At 45.6% G+C, this 18157-nt stretch carries 18 protein-coding genes; 15 read left to right on the top strand and 3 right to left on the bottom strand.

Annotation, left to right across the window (positions count from 1 at the left end; translation table 11 throughout):
* The first annotated feature begins 5 nt into the window (after positions 1-5).
* The 3 genes from F3I09_RS18830 to F3I09_RS18820 all read left to right on the top strand — a co-directional run bounded on the left by F3I09_RS18830 (position 6) and on the right by F3I09_RS18820 (position 1353).
* Positions 6-215 (top strand): heavy-metal-associated domain-containing protein, encoded by a 210-nt coding sequence (locus F3I09_RS18830; protein WP_149696585.1) that lies wholly within the window; start codon positions 6-8, stop codon positions 213-215.
* A gap of 145 nt (positions 216-360) precedes the next feature.
* Entirely contained in the window at positions 361-741 is a 381-nt protein-coding gene (locus F3I09_RS18825; protein ID WP_149696584.1) for a hypothetical protein, read from the top strand.
* 69 nt (positions 742-810) lie between these two features.
* A complete protein-coding gene (locus F3I09_RS18820) occupies positions 811-1353 on the top strand; it encodes a hypothetical protein (RefSeq protein ID WP_223233294.1) in 543 nt (180 codons plus the stop codon).
* A gap of 553 nt (positions 1354-1906) precedes the next feature.
* Here the strand turns inward: F3I09_RS18820 and F3I09_RS18815 are convergent.
* Positions 1907-2533, bottom strand: a complete 627-nt coding sequence (locus tag F3I09_RS18815) for a hypothetical protein (protein WP_149696583.1) — start codon at positions 2531-2533, stop codon at positions 1907-1909.
* Between the two features lie 517 nt (positions 2534-3050).
* Here F3I09_RS18815 and F3I09_RS18810 point away from each other — a divergent pair.
* From F3I09_RS18810 to F3I09_RS18775, 8 genes are all read left to right on the top strand, one after another.
* The gene (locus F3I09_RS18810) at positions 3051-5030 is read left to right on the top strand and encodes an alpha-L-arabinofuranosidase C-terminal domain-containing protein (protein WP_149696582.1); all 1980 of its coding nucleotides are present in this window, start codon (positions 3051-3053) and stop codon (positions 5028-5030) included.
* A gap of 358 nt (positions 5031-5388) precedes the next feature.
* A complete protein-coding gene (locus tag F3I09_RS18805) occupies positions 5389-5838 on the top strand; it encodes a hypothetical protein (protein ID WP_149696581.1) in 450 nt (149 codons plus the stop codon).
* Positions 5831-6262 (top strand): helix-turn-helix transcriptional regulator, encoded by a 432-nt coding sequence (locus tag F3I09_RS18800; RefSeq protein ID WP_223233293.1) that lies wholly within the window; start codon positions 5831-5833, stop codon positions 6260-6262. The genes F3I09_RS18805 and F3I09_RS18800 overlap by 8 nt, the downstream gene beginning before the upstream one ends.
* Positions 6263-6274: 12 nt before the next feature.
* Entirely contained in the window at positions 6275-6727 is a 453-nt protein-coding gene (locus F3I09_RS18795) for a hypothetical protein (protein ID WP_149696580.1), read from the top strand.
* Between the two features lie 302 nt (positions 6728-7029).
* The gene (locus F3I09_RS18790; protein ID WP_223233292.1) at positions 7030-8337 is read left to right on the top strand and encodes a TolC family protein; all 1308 of its coding nucleotides are present in this window, start codon (positions 7030-7032) and stop codon (positions 8335-8337) included.
* Positions 8338-8354: 17 nt separating this feature from the next.
* Positions 8355-9608: an efflux RND transporter periplasmic adaptor subunit gene (locus F3I09_RS18785; protein ID WP_149696578.1), complete on the top strand. Its 1254-nt coding sequence runs from the start codon at positions 8355-8357 to the stop codon at positions 9606-9608.
* Positions 9605-10354 (top strand): ABC transporter ATP-binding protein, encoded by a 750-nt coding sequence (locus F3I09_RS18780; RefSeq protein ID WP_149696577.1) that lies wholly within the window; start codon positions 9605-9607, stop codon positions 10352-10354. The genes F3I09_RS18785 and F3I09_RS18780 overlap by 4 nt, the downstream gene beginning before the upstream one ends.
* 2 nt (positions 10355-10356) lie before the next feature.
* Entirely contained in the window at positions 10357-11577 is a 1221-nt protein-coding gene (locus F3I09_RS18775; RefSeq protein WP_149696576.1) for an ABC transporter permease, read from the top strand.
* A 90-nt stretch (positions 11578-11667) separates the two neighbouring features.
* On the opposite strand, the gene F3I09_RS18770 is transcribed toward F3I09_RS18775, so the two are convergent.
* The gene (locus tag F3I09_RS18770) at positions 11668-12210 is read right to left on the bottom strand and encodes an HD domain-containing protein (RefSeq protein WP_149696575.1); all 543 of its coding nucleotides are present in this window, start codon (positions 12208-12210) and stop codon (positions 11668-11670) included.
* Entirely contained in the window at positions 12210-12371 is a 162-nt protein-coding gene (locus tag F3I09_RS34445) for a four-helix bundle copper-binding protein (RefSeq protein WP_223233300.1), read from the bottom strand. Before F3I09_RS34445 ends, F3I09_RS18770 begins: the two co-directional genes overlap by 1 nt.
* A 296-nt stretch (positions 12372-12667) precedes the next feature.
* Here F3I09_RS34445 and F3I09_RS18760 point away from each other — a divergent pair, with 296 nt between their 5' ends.
* From F3I09_RS18760 to F3I09_RS18745, 4 genes are all read left to right on the top strand, one after another.
* Entirely contained in the window at positions 12668-13561 is an 894-nt protein-coding gene (locus tag F3I09_RS18760) for an S-adenosyl-l-methionine hydroxide adenosyltransferase family protein (RefSeq protein ID WP_149696573.1), read from the top strand.
* 54 nt (positions 13562-13615) lie between these two features.
* Positions 13616-15823, top strand: a complete 2208-nt coding sequence (locus F3I09_RS18755) for a helix-turn-helix domain-containing protein (RefSeq protein ID WP_149696572.1) — start codon at positions 13616-13618, stop codon at positions 15821-15823.
* 225 nt (positions 15824-16048) lie between these two features.
* Positions 16049-17077 (top strand): LLM class flavin-dependent oxidoreductase, encoded by a 1029-nt coding sequence (locus F3I09_RS18750; RefSeq protein WP_149696571.1) that lies wholly within the window; start codon positions 16049-16051, stop codon positions 17075-17077.
* Between the two features lie 406 nt (positions 17078-17483).
* Complete coding sequence (locus F3I09_RS18745) at positions 17484-18086, top strand: hypothetical protein (RefSeq protein ID WP_149696570.1); 603 nt, start codon at positions 17484-17486, stop codon at positions 18084-18086.
* Positions 18087-18157 lie beyond the last annotated feature (71 nt).

Here is an 18157-nt window from a genome sequence, read left to right as displayed (position 1 = left end):
TAAGTATGGAAACGCAACAATTTAAGACAAATATTAAGTGCAGTGGATGTATTGCTACAGTAACACCGTACCTGAACGAAGTAGCAGGTGAAAATGCGTGGAAAGTGGATACAGCTGCACCGGATAAGGTACTGACAATATCCGCAGACAAGGTCGCTGCAGAAGAAATTATCCAGGCAGTACAAAAAGCCGGCTATAAGGCTGAGAAGTTATAGTCAGGGATAGTTTTTTAGTGTTTTATCGGGCTGGCTATGACCAGCCCGTTTTTTGTCCCTTTATCAGCAATTCATGGCTAATAGACGAGCGGTATAATAATTGCTTGATAATGACGTTATTAAACCGGACAGTAAACCCAGGCATATGTTAAACTTCACCTGGAAAGAATTTAAACAGCCTGCCAGCCTAATATCAGGTTATTTTATGCTGGCAGGCATTTTGACCCTGAGCAGCTGCAGAATCACCCGTGGGGATGATCGTGGTTATGACCCCGCTCCGAGAGGGGGCGCTGAATACCGTTTCGAGGAAGGCTTGCGCAGTGAGAAGAAACCTCAATATCTTTTCGATAAAAAGACCCGTAAAGAAATGGCGAAGATGGGATATCCTACGGGAGAACCCAATGCAGCTCCCCCTGCAGAGACGGGAGGTGTTAAAGTCGGTATGCCGGCTAAAACTGATGCAAAAAAGGCCGTACCAGCTGATAGTCTGCGTATGGATTCCGTTTACAAGGTCCGTCCAAAATAACCCCCTTTACTCCATTCGTTTGATTTAATGTGAATTACTTACATTTGTGGAAATTTTAAAATATCCTCTATGTTAAAGACCTTGTACACCGCAGGCTTGTTTATTGCCGCCACCTGCATGTTTGGCAATACAGCCAAAGCTCAATTGAAAGGATTCAGCATTGGTCCGTATGTTGAAGCCGGTACCCCGGTTGGGGATTTTAAGGACACTCATAACACGGGTTTTGGTGGAGGCCTGAATGCCGACATCAAGCTGATTGCAGGATTTGGCGTGACCGGTTCCGCTGGTTTCATGTATTTTCCGGGTAAAACCTACACCTACCTTAGCGGAGGTGGCGCTGAGCTTTCTGCGAAGGCAGAATCCCTGAAAGCGTTACCGGTGAGGGTTGGTCTGAAGTACAAATTCGGCTTTCCTCTTCTGTACGTGAAAGCTGAAGGTGGTACTGCCACTTTTGTAGGTGGGGATGGAGACAATTACAAAGGTACTGCGGCTATTTTCGCTCCGGGCCTGGGTATTCGTTTCCTTGGACTGGATGTGGAAGCAAAATACGAAGTGTGGTTTAAGAACGATAACCGTGGTTTCTTTGGCCTGAAAGCTGGTTACAACTTCTAGTCGATTAGAATTTTTTATTATATAAAGCCGTCTCAAGTTGTTGAGGCGGCTTTTTCGTTTTTATTGGTACTGTCGTTCATCAAACTTGCATATGACCAGGATCTTCCTCCGTTCTTCCTCCGTTTTTCCTCTGTTAAAAAACGGAAGAAGGACGGAGGAAGATCCAACTCATATGCTCATCTGAACCTGTTCTGAACGGCGATGTTCAAAGTACGTCAGGTTGCATAAACAGCCTTTATTACGCGATTAAAGGCTCTTATGCTGAGATAAGAGGCTTTCGTATACATTGTTTAAAACCGTGTGGGATTCTTTCCTAACATTGCAGTGTGCGTCAGGTTAAGGTGTGGCGGATGAATTAACAAACCCTCAAAATCAATCAACATGAAATGGATCTATTGCTTATTTATGCTCCTTATTTCGCCGGTAACGGAGATAATATCGGCCATGTTGGACAGGCATTATAGCAGGAAGCTGGCAGGTATCAGGAATATCTGTAAAATGAAAAAGACCGCCTCATGTGTTGAGACGGCCTCTTTTCATTTTAGACCTGTAATTACTTTTTGTTCACTTTCACCGCTTTTGACTTCCGTGCTGCGGAAGTGTCAACCGGAGTTTTGGCAGCAGTATCTTTCTTTGCTACTGCTGTGTCGCTTTTTGCAGCGGCAGTGTCAGTTACTGCGGTGGCAGTATCCAGTCTCGCTACGAAACTGGCTGTGTCCTTCATGGTAGCCGTGTCAGCTTTAACAGCGGCAGTGTCTGCACCTTTAAAAGCTACAGTATCTGCTTTGAAAGCAAAGTTGGCTGTGTCTTTGAAGAATGCAGTGTCTTTTGCATAGCTGAAGCTGGCAGTGTCCTTGCCGAAGGCAGCTGTGTCTCTTACAAAGGCTGCTGTGTCAGATTTGAAGTTAGCAGTGTCTCTTGTAAAAGCAGCTGTGTCCAGTGAGAAATTGGCGGTGTCTGCTTTGAAATTAGCCGTGTCCATTGCGAAGTTGGCTGTATCCATTGCGAAATTAGCGGTGTCTGGAGCAAAGTTTGCCGTATCTCTGACGAAACTTGCAGTGTCCAAGGCAAAATTTGCGGTGTCCGCTTTAGTTGTCATTGCGTTTACTGCATTAGTCTGCGTCAGTGCGAATGCTCCCAGGCCAGCCATGAGGCCAAATCTCAATAATTGCTTTTTCATGGTTTTTCAATTTTAACTGGTTAAAAAATAAAAGATCTCAATAAAAGATGGTTGGATACGATTCTGCGAAAACCTTGCGAGAATACTCTAAGGAAATGTTAAAACGATTTTATTTCTTTTTAAATAATTGATTTTCATTGTATTGTGAACTTTTTCTTTTTTGAGTAGTTTTTGAGAAATGATTAAACCTTACTGAGAAGAGTAAGGAGCGCGCGATGGCAACTTGTAGACCGCGGGTAACAATTCCGGGTATACGCTTTCACATTTCGATTGTCACATGAAGAATAATGAATGAGCGCATGCTGTTGCGCTGGGCGAATGATATAAGATAAATATTGTGCTACTGTTCAACTGATCTTTATGTGCAAACGCTGCATTTGTTAGTTGAGGGTATATTAAATAATGAATTTTGTACATTTCCTGCTGTTGATGATTAAATGTCACTTTAACACAAAAAGTATCTGTAAATGTTTTGGATATTGATTTTTGGATGTATATTGTTGTGTCAATTCCCTTTATGAGAACAATAGTAAATCTTATTGCAGCAGGATTGCTGTCGCTGACGGGAGGCATATCTTCTGCGCAGACAATTACGTTGAAAGTGAACAAACCACAGGCAGCAGTACAGCCTACTATGTGGGGGATCTTTTTTGAGGATATTAATTTTTCAGCTGATGGAGGAATCTATGCAGAGCTGGTAAAGAATCGCTCTTTTGAATTCACGGACCCACTGATGGGCTGGAAGGAGACGGGAAAAGCGGGCGCGGGCAGGATACTGATCGTCAACCGCGGAAATGAACACGCAGCTAATCCACGGTATGCACATGTAACAGTGCAGGCCGGCGATAGCACTTACGGCTTGTTTAATGAAGGATTCAGGGGGATGGGTCTTAAAAAGGACCTGCGTTATGATCTTTCTTTCTGGGCTGGCAACACCACAGGCAGTCCCGTAATAAAACTTGCATTGCTGGATGAGAAAGGAGAGCATATTGGAGAAGTTGCCGTTCCATCAACGGGGAAGGAATGGAAGAAGTATACAGCCTCAGTAACGGCATCGCGTACAGTTGCCAAAGGTGGATTACAGTTGCAGTTTTCCGGCAATGGCAGCCTGGATATCGATATGATCTCATTATTTCCTGAGGATACCTGGAAACAGCGTCCCGGCGGATTAAGGAATGATCTTGTACAGAAGCTGGCAGATCTGCATCCGGGGTTTGTACGTTTTCCCGGCGGATGTATTGTTGAAGGGCGTGATCTGGCCAACCGCTATCAATGGAAAAAGACTGTGGGAAAAGTGGAAGACCGCACCCTGATCGTCAATCGCTGGAATACTGAATTTGCCTACCGTGCACCGGGCGACTACTTCCAGAGTTATGGCCTGGGCTTTTATGAATATTTTCTGCTCTCCGAAGATATAGGAGCATCGCCGCTGCCTATTCTCAATTGTGGCATGGCCTGTCAGTTTAATACGGGTGAGATAGCTGCAGATGAAGATGTTGCTACATATATACAGGATGCGCTTGATCTCATCGAATTTGCCAATGGCGGCACTGATACCAGGTGGGGACAGTTAAGGGCAGAAATGGGGCATCCTAAGCCCTTTAATCTTCAGATGATCGGTGTAGGAAACGAGCAATGGGACAGTCAGTATGTAGCCAGGTATCAGCGTTTTGAGCAGGAACTGAAAACAAAACATCCTGAAATAAAACTGGTATCCAGTGTTGGCCCTTTTTCCGGAGGAAAGCAGTTTGAATACCTGTGGTCAAAGTTACGGACATCGAAAGCAGACCTTGTAGATGAGCACTACTATATGCCGCCGGAATGGTTCCTGAAGAATACCACCCGTTATGATAAATATGACAGGAACGGGCCCAAGATCTTCGCAGGCGAGTATGCCGCTCATATAAGGGTGGCAAAGGAAAATGACAGCGAAAATGGGGAGACACGTAATACATGGGAAAGCGCGTTGGCTGAAGCGGCTTTTATGACTGGCCTGGAAAGGAATGCGGATGTAGTACAGATGTGCTCTTATGCGCCTCTGTTGGCGCATGTGGAAGCCTGGCAATGGCGCCCTGACCTGATATGGTTTGATAACCTGCGCTCAGTGGGTACGCCTAATTATTATGTACAACAGCTTTTTGCAAATAACAAAGGCACACATACGATCCCTGCTACATTGAATGATCAGCCTCTGACGGGGCAGGACAGTGTTTATGCCAGTGCCACGATTGACCAGCAGACACATAAGATACTGCTGAAGATTGTAAATGCTTCTGGTAAAGCAGTGAATTATAAGCTGGCGCTGGATGGCGCTGTTACTACTAAAGATGCGGCCCTGCAACAGGTGCTGACAGCAAAAAATAAAGGTGATTTCAATACGCTGGATAATCCCTCAGCAGTAAAGCCGGTAGAACAACAGCTGAAAGGTGGCAAGAGTAATGTGGATGTGCTGGTAGCAGGAAATTCTTTAAATGTTATTACAATACCTTACAGGTAAGGATCTATTCAGATCAGCAAGAACGCATACATTTTCGTGTATGCGTTTTTTTTTGTTGAAGGTGGAAAAAAAATTTGGAGACCTGAAAAGAAGATGTACCTTGGTGTAAGTTTTATTGGTTGTTGATCTTATCCCCACTTTAAGCCAGTTCTGGCAGTCACTTTTGATAACATTAGAATTAAATCTTCTTTACGAATGCAAAGCGTAAAGCGGTTTCTTTCAGGTCATAATTTTATGCCTTCAAAGAGTTACGGGAAAAAAATGTTGGTTTTTTTTGAATAGACCCAACGTTATTTGTTAACTTCAACTTAACTTTAAAGTGAAGTGTTATAAGGGCAAGTTAAAGCGGATAATGAGGATGAATAAGATCACATATTATTCATTCCATATTGAGGGAGATGATCTTTGTGAAGTAGAAAAGTTTGTAACCAGATTCAATAGCAGCCCTGCCTATAAAGATGATTATGAGAATATCATGTTTGTAGTAAAACATATGGGAAAGTGTACGGGCGCAGAAGAACATTATTTCAGACATGAAAAAGCAGCAGAAGCATTACCTCCGCCGTACAGGTCTGGGAATGTGAGGCTTTATTGCAGCAGGGTTAATACCGGTATTGTAATATTGGGGAATGGCGGTGTGAAGACAACGCAGAAAGTGCAGCAAAGTGAGGATTGCCTGTTTCATTTTGAATTCATGAATGCATTAAGCCGGCATATTACAGAAAGGATGATGGAGGGAGAGCTTAGAATAGTTAACAGGCAACTTGAAGGAAATTTACATTTTAAAATAGGAGATTGTTATGAGTAAGATTTTTGAAGATGCGTTAAACGCATTACCAGCGTATGGTATGGAAAGAGCCGCCATGAGTCTTGATGTGGCAGACCGTATCCATGCCATCCTAGAAGAAAAAGGAATGAGCCATAAAGAGCTGGCGCAGGCTCTTGGCAAGTCAGAATCCGAAATCAGCAAGTGGATGCGCGGCACCCACAATTTTACTTTTGAAACCATCGCCAAGATCAACATGGCGTTGGGGGCAAAGTTAATTTACATACCTAAAGACCGTGTGGTAAAGCCGGCAAAGGGCCGTCTGGCGAATGCAGATGCCACAGTGATCGCTATAAGGTCGCTGAAGCCTGCTGTTGGATCATCTGATAGTTCGCAGCAATGGTCATTATATAAGGAGATTGGAGACAGGAAGGCAACAGTGCCACTTAATTTAAACAGGAACTAGTATTTGTCGGATATGCCCAGATACAACATCGCGATTGAAACCCTTGAAATAAGAACGTATAAGGCTTATAACCCGCTGGAAGAAAAGAAAACTTATAGTGGGGAAATGAGAGTATTGGCAGCTGTAAGCGTGAATGCCGCACAGAAAAACATTGCTGTTGTAATGAAAGCGGAAGTGTATGTGAAGGTTTCCGGAAGTTCGCATATAATACCAATAGGTTATATCGAAACCGTAACCGTGTTTTCGGCCATGAATGAATGGGAAAAGGTCAGGGTAGGAAAGAAGCAATCAGATGTTGATAAGGATCTGGAAGATTTTCTGATTAATATCTCTTACAATACTACAAGAGGACTGCTATCTGAAAGGGCAAAAAATGATCTGATTGGAAAAGTGGTACTGCCAGTAATAGATTCGGCAGATATAAAGAGAGAAAAGGGGGAAAAAGAGAGAAAGGGTAAAGGGTAAAGCATACGAGGTTACAGGGTGTAGTTAATTCCAATAAAGTATTGAATATCCAGGACAGTCTTCTACTTACATATTATTGAGGTTTGTAACACCCGGAAAGTTTATGCTATTCCGATTATTTATAATGCTTTTGTTTTTATGCCTGATCATCGGGCAGAAATAACCATCGGTGGATTTTAAGGCATCTTTAATCCTGCTATGCCTGCTATGGCATACTTTTTAGTCTTTATCAGTGGCCGGGTTACCAGAAAAGTAAGTATATGGTCAACAGATTCATACATCGGTTTCTTTTTTTGATACTCATGTTGAGGATAATTCCCTTACATGCACAGGATACTACAGCTCTACCCGGGCAATTGCCTGTGAAGTGGGACTTGCAGGCCTGCCTGGACTATGCAAAGGCCAATAATGTTACCCTCAACAGTTACCGGCTAAGCCGTCTTAGTAGTGAACAGGACCTGCTGTTATCAAAATCGGCTGTACTGCCCAATCTTGCAGGGAATGTTTCACCTTCTTTAACAAATGCTAAAGAAAGAGATACTACTACCGGCAACTTCCGGTCGCGCCTCAGGGTATCGGGAAACACTTCACTTAATTCCTCCGTGACATTATATAATGGCGGTTACCTGAGGAACGATATCCAGCAGAAAGACCTGCTGGTAAAGGCGGCAGGCCTGGACCTGGCCACAGCGGAGAATGATATAACACTTCAGATCACCCAGGCATACCTGAACATTCTGCTGGCTAAAGAGAATATCGTATATGTAAAGGATGTAGTGGCTACATCAGAAGCCCAGGTACAGCAACAGCAGCAATTTTACAATGTTGGTTCAGTAGCATTGAAAGACCTTATACAATTACAGGCCCAGCTGGCCAATGATAAATATACATTGGTAACGGCGCAGAATACCCACCGGCAAAATGTGCTGGTATTAAAACAGTTGTTGCAATTGCCCACGGAGGCACATTTTGAAATTGTGGAACCGGATACTTTAATGGGCTATGCCCTGCTCACTCCATTGCTGGAAGCAGAGAAAACAGCATTGGCTACCCGTCCGGAAGTGAAAAGCAGTGAGCTGGGAGTACAGGTGGCTGAATTGGATGTGAGGAAGGCGAGGGCCGGCTATCTGCCTGCACTAACGGCTGGCGCGGGGATAGGCACCAGTTATGCACAGGGGGACTATAATAGCTTCCTGAAGCAGATGGACAATAATTTTTATCAGCAGGTAGGGCTGACCTTATCTGTTCCTATTTTCAGTCGCAGGGCTAACCGTGTAAATGAAGAAAAAGCAAAGATCGGTGTGGAACAGGCGGAACTGACATTACAGAATACCCGCATCAATCTCTCACAGGAAGTAGAACGGGCATATATTAATGTGCTGAATGCGCAAGGGCAGTATGATGCGGCCGTAGAACAGCTTCGTTTTACGCAGGAAAGTTACCGTATTGCAAATGAACAGTTAAAGATCGGCGCCGCCAATACCGTTGAAGTATTACAGCAGAAGAACCTCTATGTACAGTCCATGCAGGCATACATCCAGGCTAAATACAGCGCGGCTTTATACGTGAGGATATATGATTTCTACAGGGGAGTACCTGTTAAATTATAGTATAAAAATAACAAAGGATGAACAGGAAGATTGTAATAATAATATTGGTGCTATTGGCACTGGTGGCAGTCTGGTACTTCTTTTTACATAAGAGGGATAATCCTGTGGTGATCAGCACAGAGAAGCCCGTTTATGGGCATATTTCCACCAGTGTAACAGCAACGGGTACGGTACAACCCGTGGATACTGTGGCGGTAGGTACACAGGTCTCCGGAATACTGAAATACATTTATGCAGATTTCAATTCAAAAGTAAAAAAAGGAGAATTGCTGGCGGAATTGGATAAGGTCTTGCTACAGGCAGAGGTGGACCGTAACAAAGGACTGCTGGCAAATGCACAAAGTCAGCAGGTGTACCAGGAAGCCCAGTTCAGGCGGCAGGAACAGCTTTATAAGGTTGGCGCTATCAGCAGGGCTGATTATGATAATGCGAACTACCTGAATAAGGCTGCAGTTGCCAGCGTTGAAAGCGCACAGGCATCGCTGAAGACGGCTCAGCGGAACCTGTTTTTTGCAGATATCTATTCTCCTATAGATGGTGTTGTACTGAACAGAAGCGTCAGCGTAGGGCAAACTGTGGCAGCCAGTTTCAATACTCCTACATTTTTTGTGCTGGCGAAGGATATTACCAAAATGCAGGTACAGGCAAACGTGGATGAAGCAGATATAGGAAATGTACAGGACAGCCAACGGGTGTCATTTACGGTGGATGCATACCTGGATCAGGAATTTGCGGGAAAGGTGCAGGAGATCCGTTTGAAACCTTCAGTGTCGGCCAACGTGGTGACATATACCACAATGATCAGTGCATCTAATGAGGATATGAAGCTAAAGCCGGGCATGACCGCAACCGTCACCATTTACACTGCTGAAAAGAACCATGTGATGCTCATTCCCGCGAAAGCGCTGATGTTCAGGCCTGATTCAGCATTGTCGAAGAAATTTATACTCATCGCTATAGCACCGCCGGCTGCAGAACGTCATAAAAGGGCAATGCCCGTCACCGGTGGCGGCAGGGATACTACCAGGCGCATGAACCCTGATAAGGGGAAAATGGCGGAGGCCTTGAACTATGTATGGGTGAAAAGAGGGGATACACTGCTGCAGAAAAAAGTGGAGATCGGCCTGAATGACAATACCCGGGCAGAAGTATTATCAGGTCTGTCTCCGGATGAAGATGTAATAACAGGAATGCAGGAAGTAACTGACAAGAAGGCTGCGGGTAGTGGCGGGCAGGCCAGTCCTTTCATGCCGCAAAGAAGAAGAAGATGAGCAAAAAGATCCTCGAAATACAGAACATCAAACGGGAATTCCGTATGGGCACAGAGATAGTACGTGCCCTGAAGGGTGTTTCCTTTGACGTGTCGGCAGGTGAATTTGTCACCATTATGGGTAGCAGTGGCTCTGGTAAGACAACCCTGCTGAACATATTGGGGTGCCTGGATAAACCTACGGACGGAAGCTATCTGCTGGATGGGGCCAATATAGGACAGTTGTCCCGTAATGAGTTGGCGCGTTTACGTAACAGGAAGATCGGTTTTGTATTCCAGGCCTATAACCTGTTACCCCGTACTTCTGCCCTGGAGAACGTGGAGCTGCCCTTGCTGTATAATATGGAGATCACTCATCAACAACGCAGGCAGAAAGCTAAACACTCGCTGGATGCAGTGAAGCTGGGAGACAGGCTAGACCATATGCCCAACCAGCTATCAGGGGGGCAGCAACAACGTGTGGCCATTGCCCGCGCCCTGGTTAATGAACCAGTGATGATACTGGCAGATGAAGCGACCGGTAACCTGGATACACGTACTTCTTACGAGATCATGGCGCTGATGCAGGAGTTGAATAGAGAACAGGGAAAAACGATCGTATTCGTTACCCACGAGCCGGATATAGCAGCCTTCAGCGGCCGTACGGTGATGTTGCGTGATGGAAAGGTGGTAAAGGATACTGTCAATGAAAATATACGTTCGGCAAAAGAAGCGCTGGCCTCATTACCGCCGGCAGATGATTATTGATTATGAATATTCTGAACCTCATACGGATTGCATTGAAAGCCTTACAGCGGAATAAACTGAGGGCTTTTCTCACCATGCTGGGTATCATCATCGGGGTAGCAGCAGTTATTGCCATGGTGGCTATCGGGCAGGGTTCCAAGGAGAGTATCCAGTCGCAGCTTTCCAGTATGGGGTCCAACATGATCACTATCCTGCCTGCGAGTAACGTGACCGGAGGTGCCAGATTGGAAGGGGCCAGTGTGCAAACCTTGACCATTGAAGATGTAAAGGCTATACAGAAGCAAGCACTTAATATCAGCGCTATCTCACCGGCAGCTACCTCCACAGGCCAGTCTATCAGCGGCGCGTTTAACTGGCCCACCAGTATACAGGGGGTGAGCCCCGCTTATCTGGATATCCGGAAGTGGACCTTACAGGATGGCATTGCCTTTACAGACGAGGATGTAAGGGCTTCCGCCAAGGTGTGTCTGTTGGGGCAGACAGTAGTCAGCAACCTCTTTCCCAATGGAGAGAGCCCGGTAGGGAAGATCATCCGTTTTAATAATATTCCTTTCCAGGTGATAGGAGTACTGGCAGCGAAGGGGCAGAGTTCCTTCGGCCAGGACCAGGATGATGTGATCCTGGCGCCTTACACTACGGTACAGAAGCGTATTCTGGCCACCATTTATTTCCGTACACTCTACGTTTCTGCAGTAAGCGAAGCTGCTACAGATGCCGCCACGAAGGAAATTGAAACCATCCTGCGGAAAACCCACCGCCTGAGGGATGCTGATGAAAATGACTTCCAGGTAAGGACAATGGCGGAACTGATCAATACATTGAGTTCCACCAGTAATCTGCTGACAATACTACTGACGGCTATTGCCGGTATTTCGCTTATTATCGGAGGAATCGGTATCATGAATATCATGTATGTATCTGTTACAGAACGTACACGGGAAATTGGACTGCGTATGTCCATCGGAGCAAGGGGTATTGATATACTGATGCAGTTCCTGATAGAGGCAATTATGATCAGTATTACCGGCGGGCTGATAGGGGTGGTGCTGGGAATTACCTCAGCAAAGCTTATTACCTATTTCCTGAACTGGCCTACACTGGTGTCGGAGTCTTCTATTGTCTTGTCTTTTATGGTATGTGCGCTGACAGGTGTCTTCTTCGGATATTATCCGGCGCAAAAAGCCTCCCGCCTGGATCCTATAGAAGCGTTGCGATATGAATAAGGGAACGCCGGACATGTATATCATGCACCTCGTATTTAGGTACGACTTTTATAATTGCCTGGCAGGGAACTATCATTGATGCCTTTCGTTTCATTTTTCCAGAAAGCTATTGACCGTCGCGATGGCTCTTTTCCGGAGTTCAGGATTGCCTTTATCCATCACCTCCAGCAAGGTCCGGCATTCATGCAGAAACGTGGGTTTAAAGTCAGAAGAGGAATTGCTGATATCAAGACTGTTGTCAATGATATCAGCATACTTAATGGTTTGTGCAGCGGCGCTTACTTTACTCATTCTGACCGCTTCGGCATATTTACGTTTTCGTCTGTTCCATTTGGGATAATTCCTTTTAACGTAGACGTCGGTTAACTCTACGGTGAGAGCCAGCGTCTTTTGAGCGTCTTCCTGTTTCATAACATCCTGCAGATAGTTGAAGAGTTTATCTTTTGTTACAGTGGTATCTTCCAATACATCGTGTAGCAAGGCAGCTGATAATACCGTGAGGTTCATGGTATATTCCCTGCATAACTGCATGACCCTGATAGGATGCTGGATATAAGGCTCATCCACAAATTTCCGTTGCTGGTCTCCATGGGCCTGCCGGGCAAATTCTTCAATATCAGCAAGAATGTTCATTAAGACACAAGCATTTTTCTGCAGGCATCAGCACATTGTTTACAGATCTCCGCACATTCCCGGCAGTGTTCATTGTTGCTGTGTTTACCACATTCAGCTGCACAGGCCTCACAGATATCGACGCAGACGGAACATAGCTGTATTGCATAGCTGCTTCCCATACTCATTAATTGCGCTGTCGCATAACAGGTGGCCGCGCATTCCATATCCAACCTGATACAGCGGGCCATCATAGTGACATCTTTCTCCTGTGTGCAGGCGGATGCACAATGATTACAAACAGCGGCGCAGCGCAAACAATTGTCAATACAATCCTTATAAAAATGATAACCGTTCATGTGCTTAAGTATTGGTGGTTAAATAATAAGAGATACTCAGAGACATTCTTTCAAATACCGTACAAATTTGAACAGGCATACTCAGCAGATATTGTGGAAGAATTTGCTAATTTGCATAGATGAAACATACATTCCTTTTCCATTGTTTGATCTTCATCTGCTTTTCCGCTTTTGCACAGCGGCGGCATGCATTGGTTTTTCAAACGGACTTCGGACTAAAAGACGGAGCGGTAGCTGAAATGAAAGGCGTAGTATATAGCTTGTCTTCCAATATACCGATGTTCGATCTGACGCACGAAATACCTGCATATAACATCTGGGAGGCCGCTTACCGCCTGCAGCAAACGGCTCCTTACTGGCCGGCGGGTACCGTGTTCGTCTCTGTAGTAGACCCTGGTGTAGGCTCTGACCGGAAATCAGTGGTCCTGAAAACAAAAACGGGGCATTATTTTGTAACGCCCGACAATGGCACGCTTACCCTTGTGGCAAGGCAAATGGGTATCGAGGAGATCAGAGAGATCAATGAAGCGGTGAACCGGAGGAAGAATTCCGGCGCATCTTATACTTTCCACGGCAGGGATGTCTATGCTTATACTGCGGGTAAACTGGCTGCCGGCAAGATCACATTCCAGCAGGTAGGGCCCAAATTGGCTGATTCCGTGGTGACGATAGCTTTTCAGGCGCCGGTATTTGCCAATAATACCGTAAAGGGGAATATTCCGGTACTGGACGTGCAATATGGTAATATCTGGACGAATATCGATCAGGAGACTTTTGGTAAGCTGCATATACAACCGGGCGATTTGCTGAAGGTAAACATTTACAAAGGAAGTGAACAGGTATACAGTGGAGTCATGCCATTTGTTAACACATTTGCCGCTGTTCCCGAAGGAAAGGAACTGGCCTACCTGAATAGTCTACTCAATCTGTCATTTGCAGTAAATATGGGCGATTTCGCTACTGCCCATCATGTGAAAAGCGGGCCGGAATGGAGTGTAACGATCAGCAAATAATGCTGATTTTTATCTAATTTCGATGTTTGCATTTTTTAATCTTACATTTTTCAGATGTCACAACCGGATAGTAACAACAGGATGTTTCATCTGGCGGCAGACTATATTAATCATACCAACCGCCATATCTTCCTGACCGGTAAAGCCGGTACAGGAAAAACCACTTTCCTGAAATATATAAGACAACATACAGCCAAGAACACCGTTGTGGTGGCGCCGACGGGTGTTGCTGCCATCAATGCAGGCGGAGTGACCATGCATTCGTTTTTCCAGCTTCCTTTTGGTCCTTATGTGCCATCGGGAGCGCATCTTTTTGGTGTAGATAACGGTGTAACGGATGCACATGCCCTGTTCCGGAATATCCGCTTTAATCACGATAAGAAAGAGCTGCTGCGTGAAATGGAACTGCTGATCATCGACGAGGTAAGCATGGTACGTGCAGATACACTGGACGCGATTGATGCTATTCTCCGGCATTTCCGTAACCAGCCTTTATTGCCTTTCGGTGGTGTACAGGTATTGTATATAGGGGATCTTTTCCAGCTGCCACCAGTTATGCCGGATGAACAATGGCAGCTGCTGAAAGACTGTTACGAAAGTGTGTTCTTCTTTCATGCAAGAGTGATGCAACAGGCACCACCGTTGTTCATAGAGCTGAACAAGATCTACCGGCAAAATGAAGCGACATTCATTAGCCTGCTGAATGGCGTACGTAACAGCACACTGGACTGGGACGACCTGGAGACCCTGAATCAACGCTACCTGCCGCATTTTACCGGCGAAGGCGATCAGTATATTGTACTTACTACTCACAACCGCCGGGCAGATGAAATCAACAATGCCCGCCTGGCTGCCATGCCGGGAGGGATCCATACATTCACGGGGGAGATCAAGGGTGATTTCAGTGACAAAGCACTCCCGACAGATATGGACCTGCGTATCAAACGGGGAGCACAGGTGATGTTCATCAAAAATGATGTGGCAGAGCCCCGTCGTTATTTTAACGGGAAACTGGCTACCGTCAAGGAGATCATGTCTGACGGCAAGATCATCGTGACACTTGCCAACAGCGGGGAGACGCTGGCGCTGGAGAAAGAAACCTGGCGGAATATCCGCTATTCCTGGAATAAATTGGAAGGAACTGTCGATGAAGAAGAAATGGGCAGTTTCACACAATACCCTATCCGTCTGGCATGGGCTATTACTATACATAAGAGTCAGGGGCTTACTTTTGAAAAGGCAATTATTGATGCAGGGAACGCATTTGCACCGGGCCAGGTGTATGTGGCATTGAGCCGTTGTACATCCCTGGAAGGATTGGTGTTACACTCGCGGATTCATCCGGGGGCGATCCGTACGGATGAACAGGTCCTGGCATTCTCTTCCCGCTTTCATAAGGAGGATGAACTGGAAATGCTGCTGGAAGGGGAGAAGATGGTGTTCTGGGCAGAACAGTTGTTGAAATTGTTCAGTGCTGAAAAGATCCTGGCCGAGTTACATTTACATGCTGCATGGTTGCGTGATAAAAAGATGGTTGGGATGGAAAGTGCGGTAACCCTAAGCCGGAACCTACAGCAACGGGCGGCTCAGTTGCACGAAGTAGGATTGAAATTCAGGCAACAACTTGATCCCTTGCTGAAAGAAGTGCTGCAAACGGGTAATACTGTTGTTTTGAGCGAGCGTGTCGGTAAAGCTGTAGCCTATTTTACCAACGAGATATATGAATCCTTCATACAACCTGTGCGACGGGAAAGAGATATTGTAAAAGATATTTCCAAGATAAAGAAATATGTATTGCAGTTGTCAGGGCTGGAACATTTTCTGTGGAGCCGCTTACAACTCTTTGCGGATGCCAGTTATGGTAATGTAAGGTTTAATGAGGGATTACCTGATTATGAAACCTTACGGAGGCCTGCGGAAGAAGAAAAGACTAAGGAAAAGCCTGTGAAAAAGACCAGGGAGGCAGGTGATAGCCGGAGAGGAACACTGGAGTTATTCCTCGCTGGTAAAACGTTGCAGGAGATTGCCGCGGAACGTGGTTTGGCTGTGAGCACCGTTGAGAGCCACCTGGCAGATTGTGTGGCGAACGATGAATTACAGCTTAACCGCTTTATGGATGAAAAGAAAATTGCCGCCATATTACCAGTGGTGAAAGAGCTGGGCGCTACAGCTTCAGCGCCTATCAAAGCGAGATTGGGAGAAAGTGTGAGCTGGGCGGAGATCAGGGCAGTACAGGCGTATTACCGGAAGACAATGGAGTAAGGGAGACGAGGAACTGAATCGGAGGAAACTTTGAGTGGAAGTCAGATAGGGCAGTTTTGTTACCGGGGAAGAGGACGGAGTAAAGAAGGCCGGAAACTGAATTGGGAGAAATGTGAATTGGACAGACAGCTGGGTGGCAGGGAATGGAATAAGAAAAAGCCGGAATACTGATAGTTTCGTAATTCTTTTGTAATTTTGGAACGAACATTCTAAAAAGGATTACTCATGGCCGACAGGAAATTAAGAATCAGCGTATTAGATCAGTCCCCCATCCGCAGAGGCAGCAACGCCGTAGAGGCACTACAGGAAAGCGTTAAGCTGGCGCAGCTGGCTGACCGCCTGGGCTTCACCCGATATTGGCTTTCAGAACATCATAATACCCGCTCACTTGCGGGAGCATCACCTGAAATATTAATTGCGCGCCTGGCAGCTGTCACCAAACATATACGCCTGGGATCAGGCGGTGTGATGTTACCTAATCACAGCACCCTGAAGGTGGCTGAGAACTTCCGACTGCTGGAGGCGCTATATCCGGGACGCATTGATCTGGGTATAGGCCGGGCACCTGGAGGCGATCGCCTGACCGCTCATGTGTTGAACCCGTCCAATACCTTTGAACCAGGAGATTTTGTACAGCAGGTCAATGACCTGGAAGGTTATCTGTCCGATTCGAGGGAGACCGGCACTATACATGAGAAAGTGATGGCTATACCTAAGATAGATACCGCACCTGAACTTTGGATGCTGACTTCCAGCGGAGAAAGTGGCTTGCTGGCGGCACGTCAGGGCTGGGCATTATCTTTCGCACATTTTATTTATCCAGTGGGCGGTCCACAGGCCGTAAAGACCTACCGTGAAAAATTCAAAGCTTCCCAGTTCCTGAAGGAACCTGCCGCCAGTGTAGGGATCTTCGTATTCTGTGCTGATACACAGGAAAAGGCTGATGAACTGCAGGCCATGATGGATTACCGCCTGTTAAGTTTTGAGAAAGGAAAGTTTGATGAATTTCCTTCCTACGAAGAAGTGCGGGATTACGAATATTCAGATATGGAATGGCAACGTGTAATGGCTAACAGGGGCCGTATGATTGCCGGGACTCCTGAACAGGTGAAACAGCGTATGCTGAAACTGGCGGATGACTATGATGTGGATGAGATTGTTGCTGCTACCATGGCAGAACATGCAGAAGACCGTTTCCGCTCATATGAATTACTGGCTGAGATATTCCATTTGGAGCCTCGTAATATCTCATAGATTATTGATTGATATTTTACTATGGAGTGTGCCCGTCGGAAAACGCTGATTCACACGAGGTAGTGTCCGGTCTTATAAATGATTGATTGACAGGTTACCGGGAAGCGTTGCCTTTCAGGAAACTATGACAGCATAGAACCTTAGCACATCTCATGAATCATTCATTGGCAACCTGGCGGGAAATGTGTCTTTCAGGGAACTATAACTGACACCAGTACCTTAGCATATCTCATAAATTATTGATTGATACATTACTGCGAAGTGTTGTCTGTCAGAAAGCTGTGATCGTATCAGGGTATAATTGCGGAAATAACGGAAAAACAGGGTGTTAGCGTTACAGTTATTTTACGGCATACACTTGATTATATTTTTTTATATTTTTGCTGGAAATAACTGATCCTATCCTATGAGAAAATACTTCCTGCTGATAGCAGTCATAGCACTGACTTATACTGCCTGCTCCAAAGAGGCAGGTATTGGCGGTGGAACAAACAATCCCGGTGATACCACTAATACACCTGGATCCGGATCCGGTGGCAACAAAACAGATAGCGTCGTTACATTCACAGACCTGAAGTTTTCCTTAACGCCGGCAAATGAAAGCTATGGTCGCGTTTTCTCCTCTTTTAAAGGGAAAGTATACGTAGATGGCGATATTCCTGATACGCTGGGTAAATATATAGATGTGGCATTCAATAATTTTGGATCCTTCTCTATGTTTTTTACCAGCCCTAATGATGAAAGTTTTGATCTGAAGATCCCCGGTACCCTGACTACGCTGGTGCGTAACCTGGTGCCTGCAGATACCTTTAACATTAATTCTTTCGATACTATCACCCACGCCTCTACTCTTAAAAAGCTGACCATTACTACGGATAATGAAAGCTTTGCTTCATCCGATATGCCGCTGGTAATATTCTTCCAGAATGGTTTTGCCAAGAAAGGTATCATTAAGGTGAAGGCAATAACGACAGACTATATTGTTGCTGATGTGAAAGTAACATACTGATATTAACATATTTATGCAGAGAGAATAAGGCTGGCCTTCACGTAAGGTCAGCCTTTCTTAATTTTAGCCCC

The organism is Chitinophaga sp. CF418, assembly GCF_900142925.1.
Classification (GTDB): Bacteria; Bacteroidota; Bacteroidia; order Chitinophagales; family Chitinophagaceae; genus Chitinophaga.
This window is presented reverse-complemented; position numbering and strand designations above follow the sequence as displayed.

Coding starts and splice junctions, on each gene's coding strand:
- F3I09_RS34445 (WP_223233300.1), bottom strand. CDS start 12,371: ATGGGAAGCAGCTATGCAATACAGCTATGTTCCGTCTGCGTCGATATC.
- F3I09_RS18760 (WP_149696573.1), top strand. CDS start 12,668: ATGAAACATACATTCCTTTTCCATTGTTTGATCTTCATCTGCTTTTCC.
- F3I09_RS18770 (WP_149696575.1), bottom strand. CDS start 12,210: ATGAACATTCTTGCTGATATTGAAGAATTTGCCCGGCAGGCCCATGGA.
- F3I09_RS18790 (WP_223233292.1), top strand. CDS start 7,030: ATGTTGAGGATAATTCCCTTACATGCACAGGATACTACAGCTCTACCC.
- F3I09_RS18745 (WP_149696570.1), top strand. CDS start 17,484: ATGAGAAAATACTTCCTGCTGATAGCAGTCATAGCACTGACTTATACT.
- F3I09_RS18795 (WP_149696580.1), top strand. CDS start 6,275: ATGCCCAGATACAACATCGCGATTGAAACCCTTGAAATAAGAACGTAT.
- F3I09_RS18810 (WP_149696582.1), top strand. CDS start 3,051: ATGAGAACAATAGTAAATCTTATTGCAGCAGGATTGCTGTCGCTGACG.
- F3I09_RS18825 (WP_149696584.1), top strand. CDS start 361: ATGTTAAACTTCACCTGGAAAGAATTTAAACAGCCTGCCAGCCTAATA.
- F3I09_RS18780 (WP_149696577.1), top strand. CDS start 9,605: ATGAGCAAAAAGATCCTCGAAATACAGAACATCAAACGGGAATTCCGT.
- F3I09_RS18775 (WP_149696576.1), top strand. CDS start 10,357: ATGAATATTCTGAACCTCATACGGATTGCATTGAAAGCCTTACAGCGG.
- F3I09_RS18830 (WP_149696585.1), top strand. CDS start 6: ATGGAAACGCAACAATTTAAGACAAATATTAAGTGCAGTGGATGTATT.
- F3I09_RS18785 (WP_149696578.1), top strand. CDS start 8,355: ATGAACAGGAAGATTGTAATAATAATATTGGTGCTATTGGCACTGGTG.
- F3I09_RS18800 (WP_223233293.1), top strand. CDS start 5,831: ATGAGTAAGATTTTTGAAGATGCGTTAAACGCATTACCAGCGTATGGT.
- F3I09_RS18750 (WP_149696571.1), top strand. CDS start 16,049: ATGGCCGACAGGAAATTAAGAATCAGCGTATTAGATCAGTCCCCCATC.
- F3I09_RS18755 (WP_149696572.1), top strand. CDS start 13,616: ATGTCACAACCGGATAGTAACAACAGGATGTTTCATCTGGCGGCAGAC.
- F3I09_RS18815 (WP_149696583.1), bottom strand. CDS start 2,533: ATGAAAAAGCAATTATTGAGATTTGGCCTCATGGCTGGCCTGGGAGCA.
- F3I09_RS18805 (WP_149696581.1), top strand. CDS start 5,389: ATGAATAAGATCACATATTATTCATTCCATATTGAGGGAGATGATCTT.
- F3I09_RS18820 (WP_223233294.1), top strand. CDS start 811: ATGTTAAAGACCTTGTACACCGCAGGCTTGTTTATTGCCGCCACCTGC.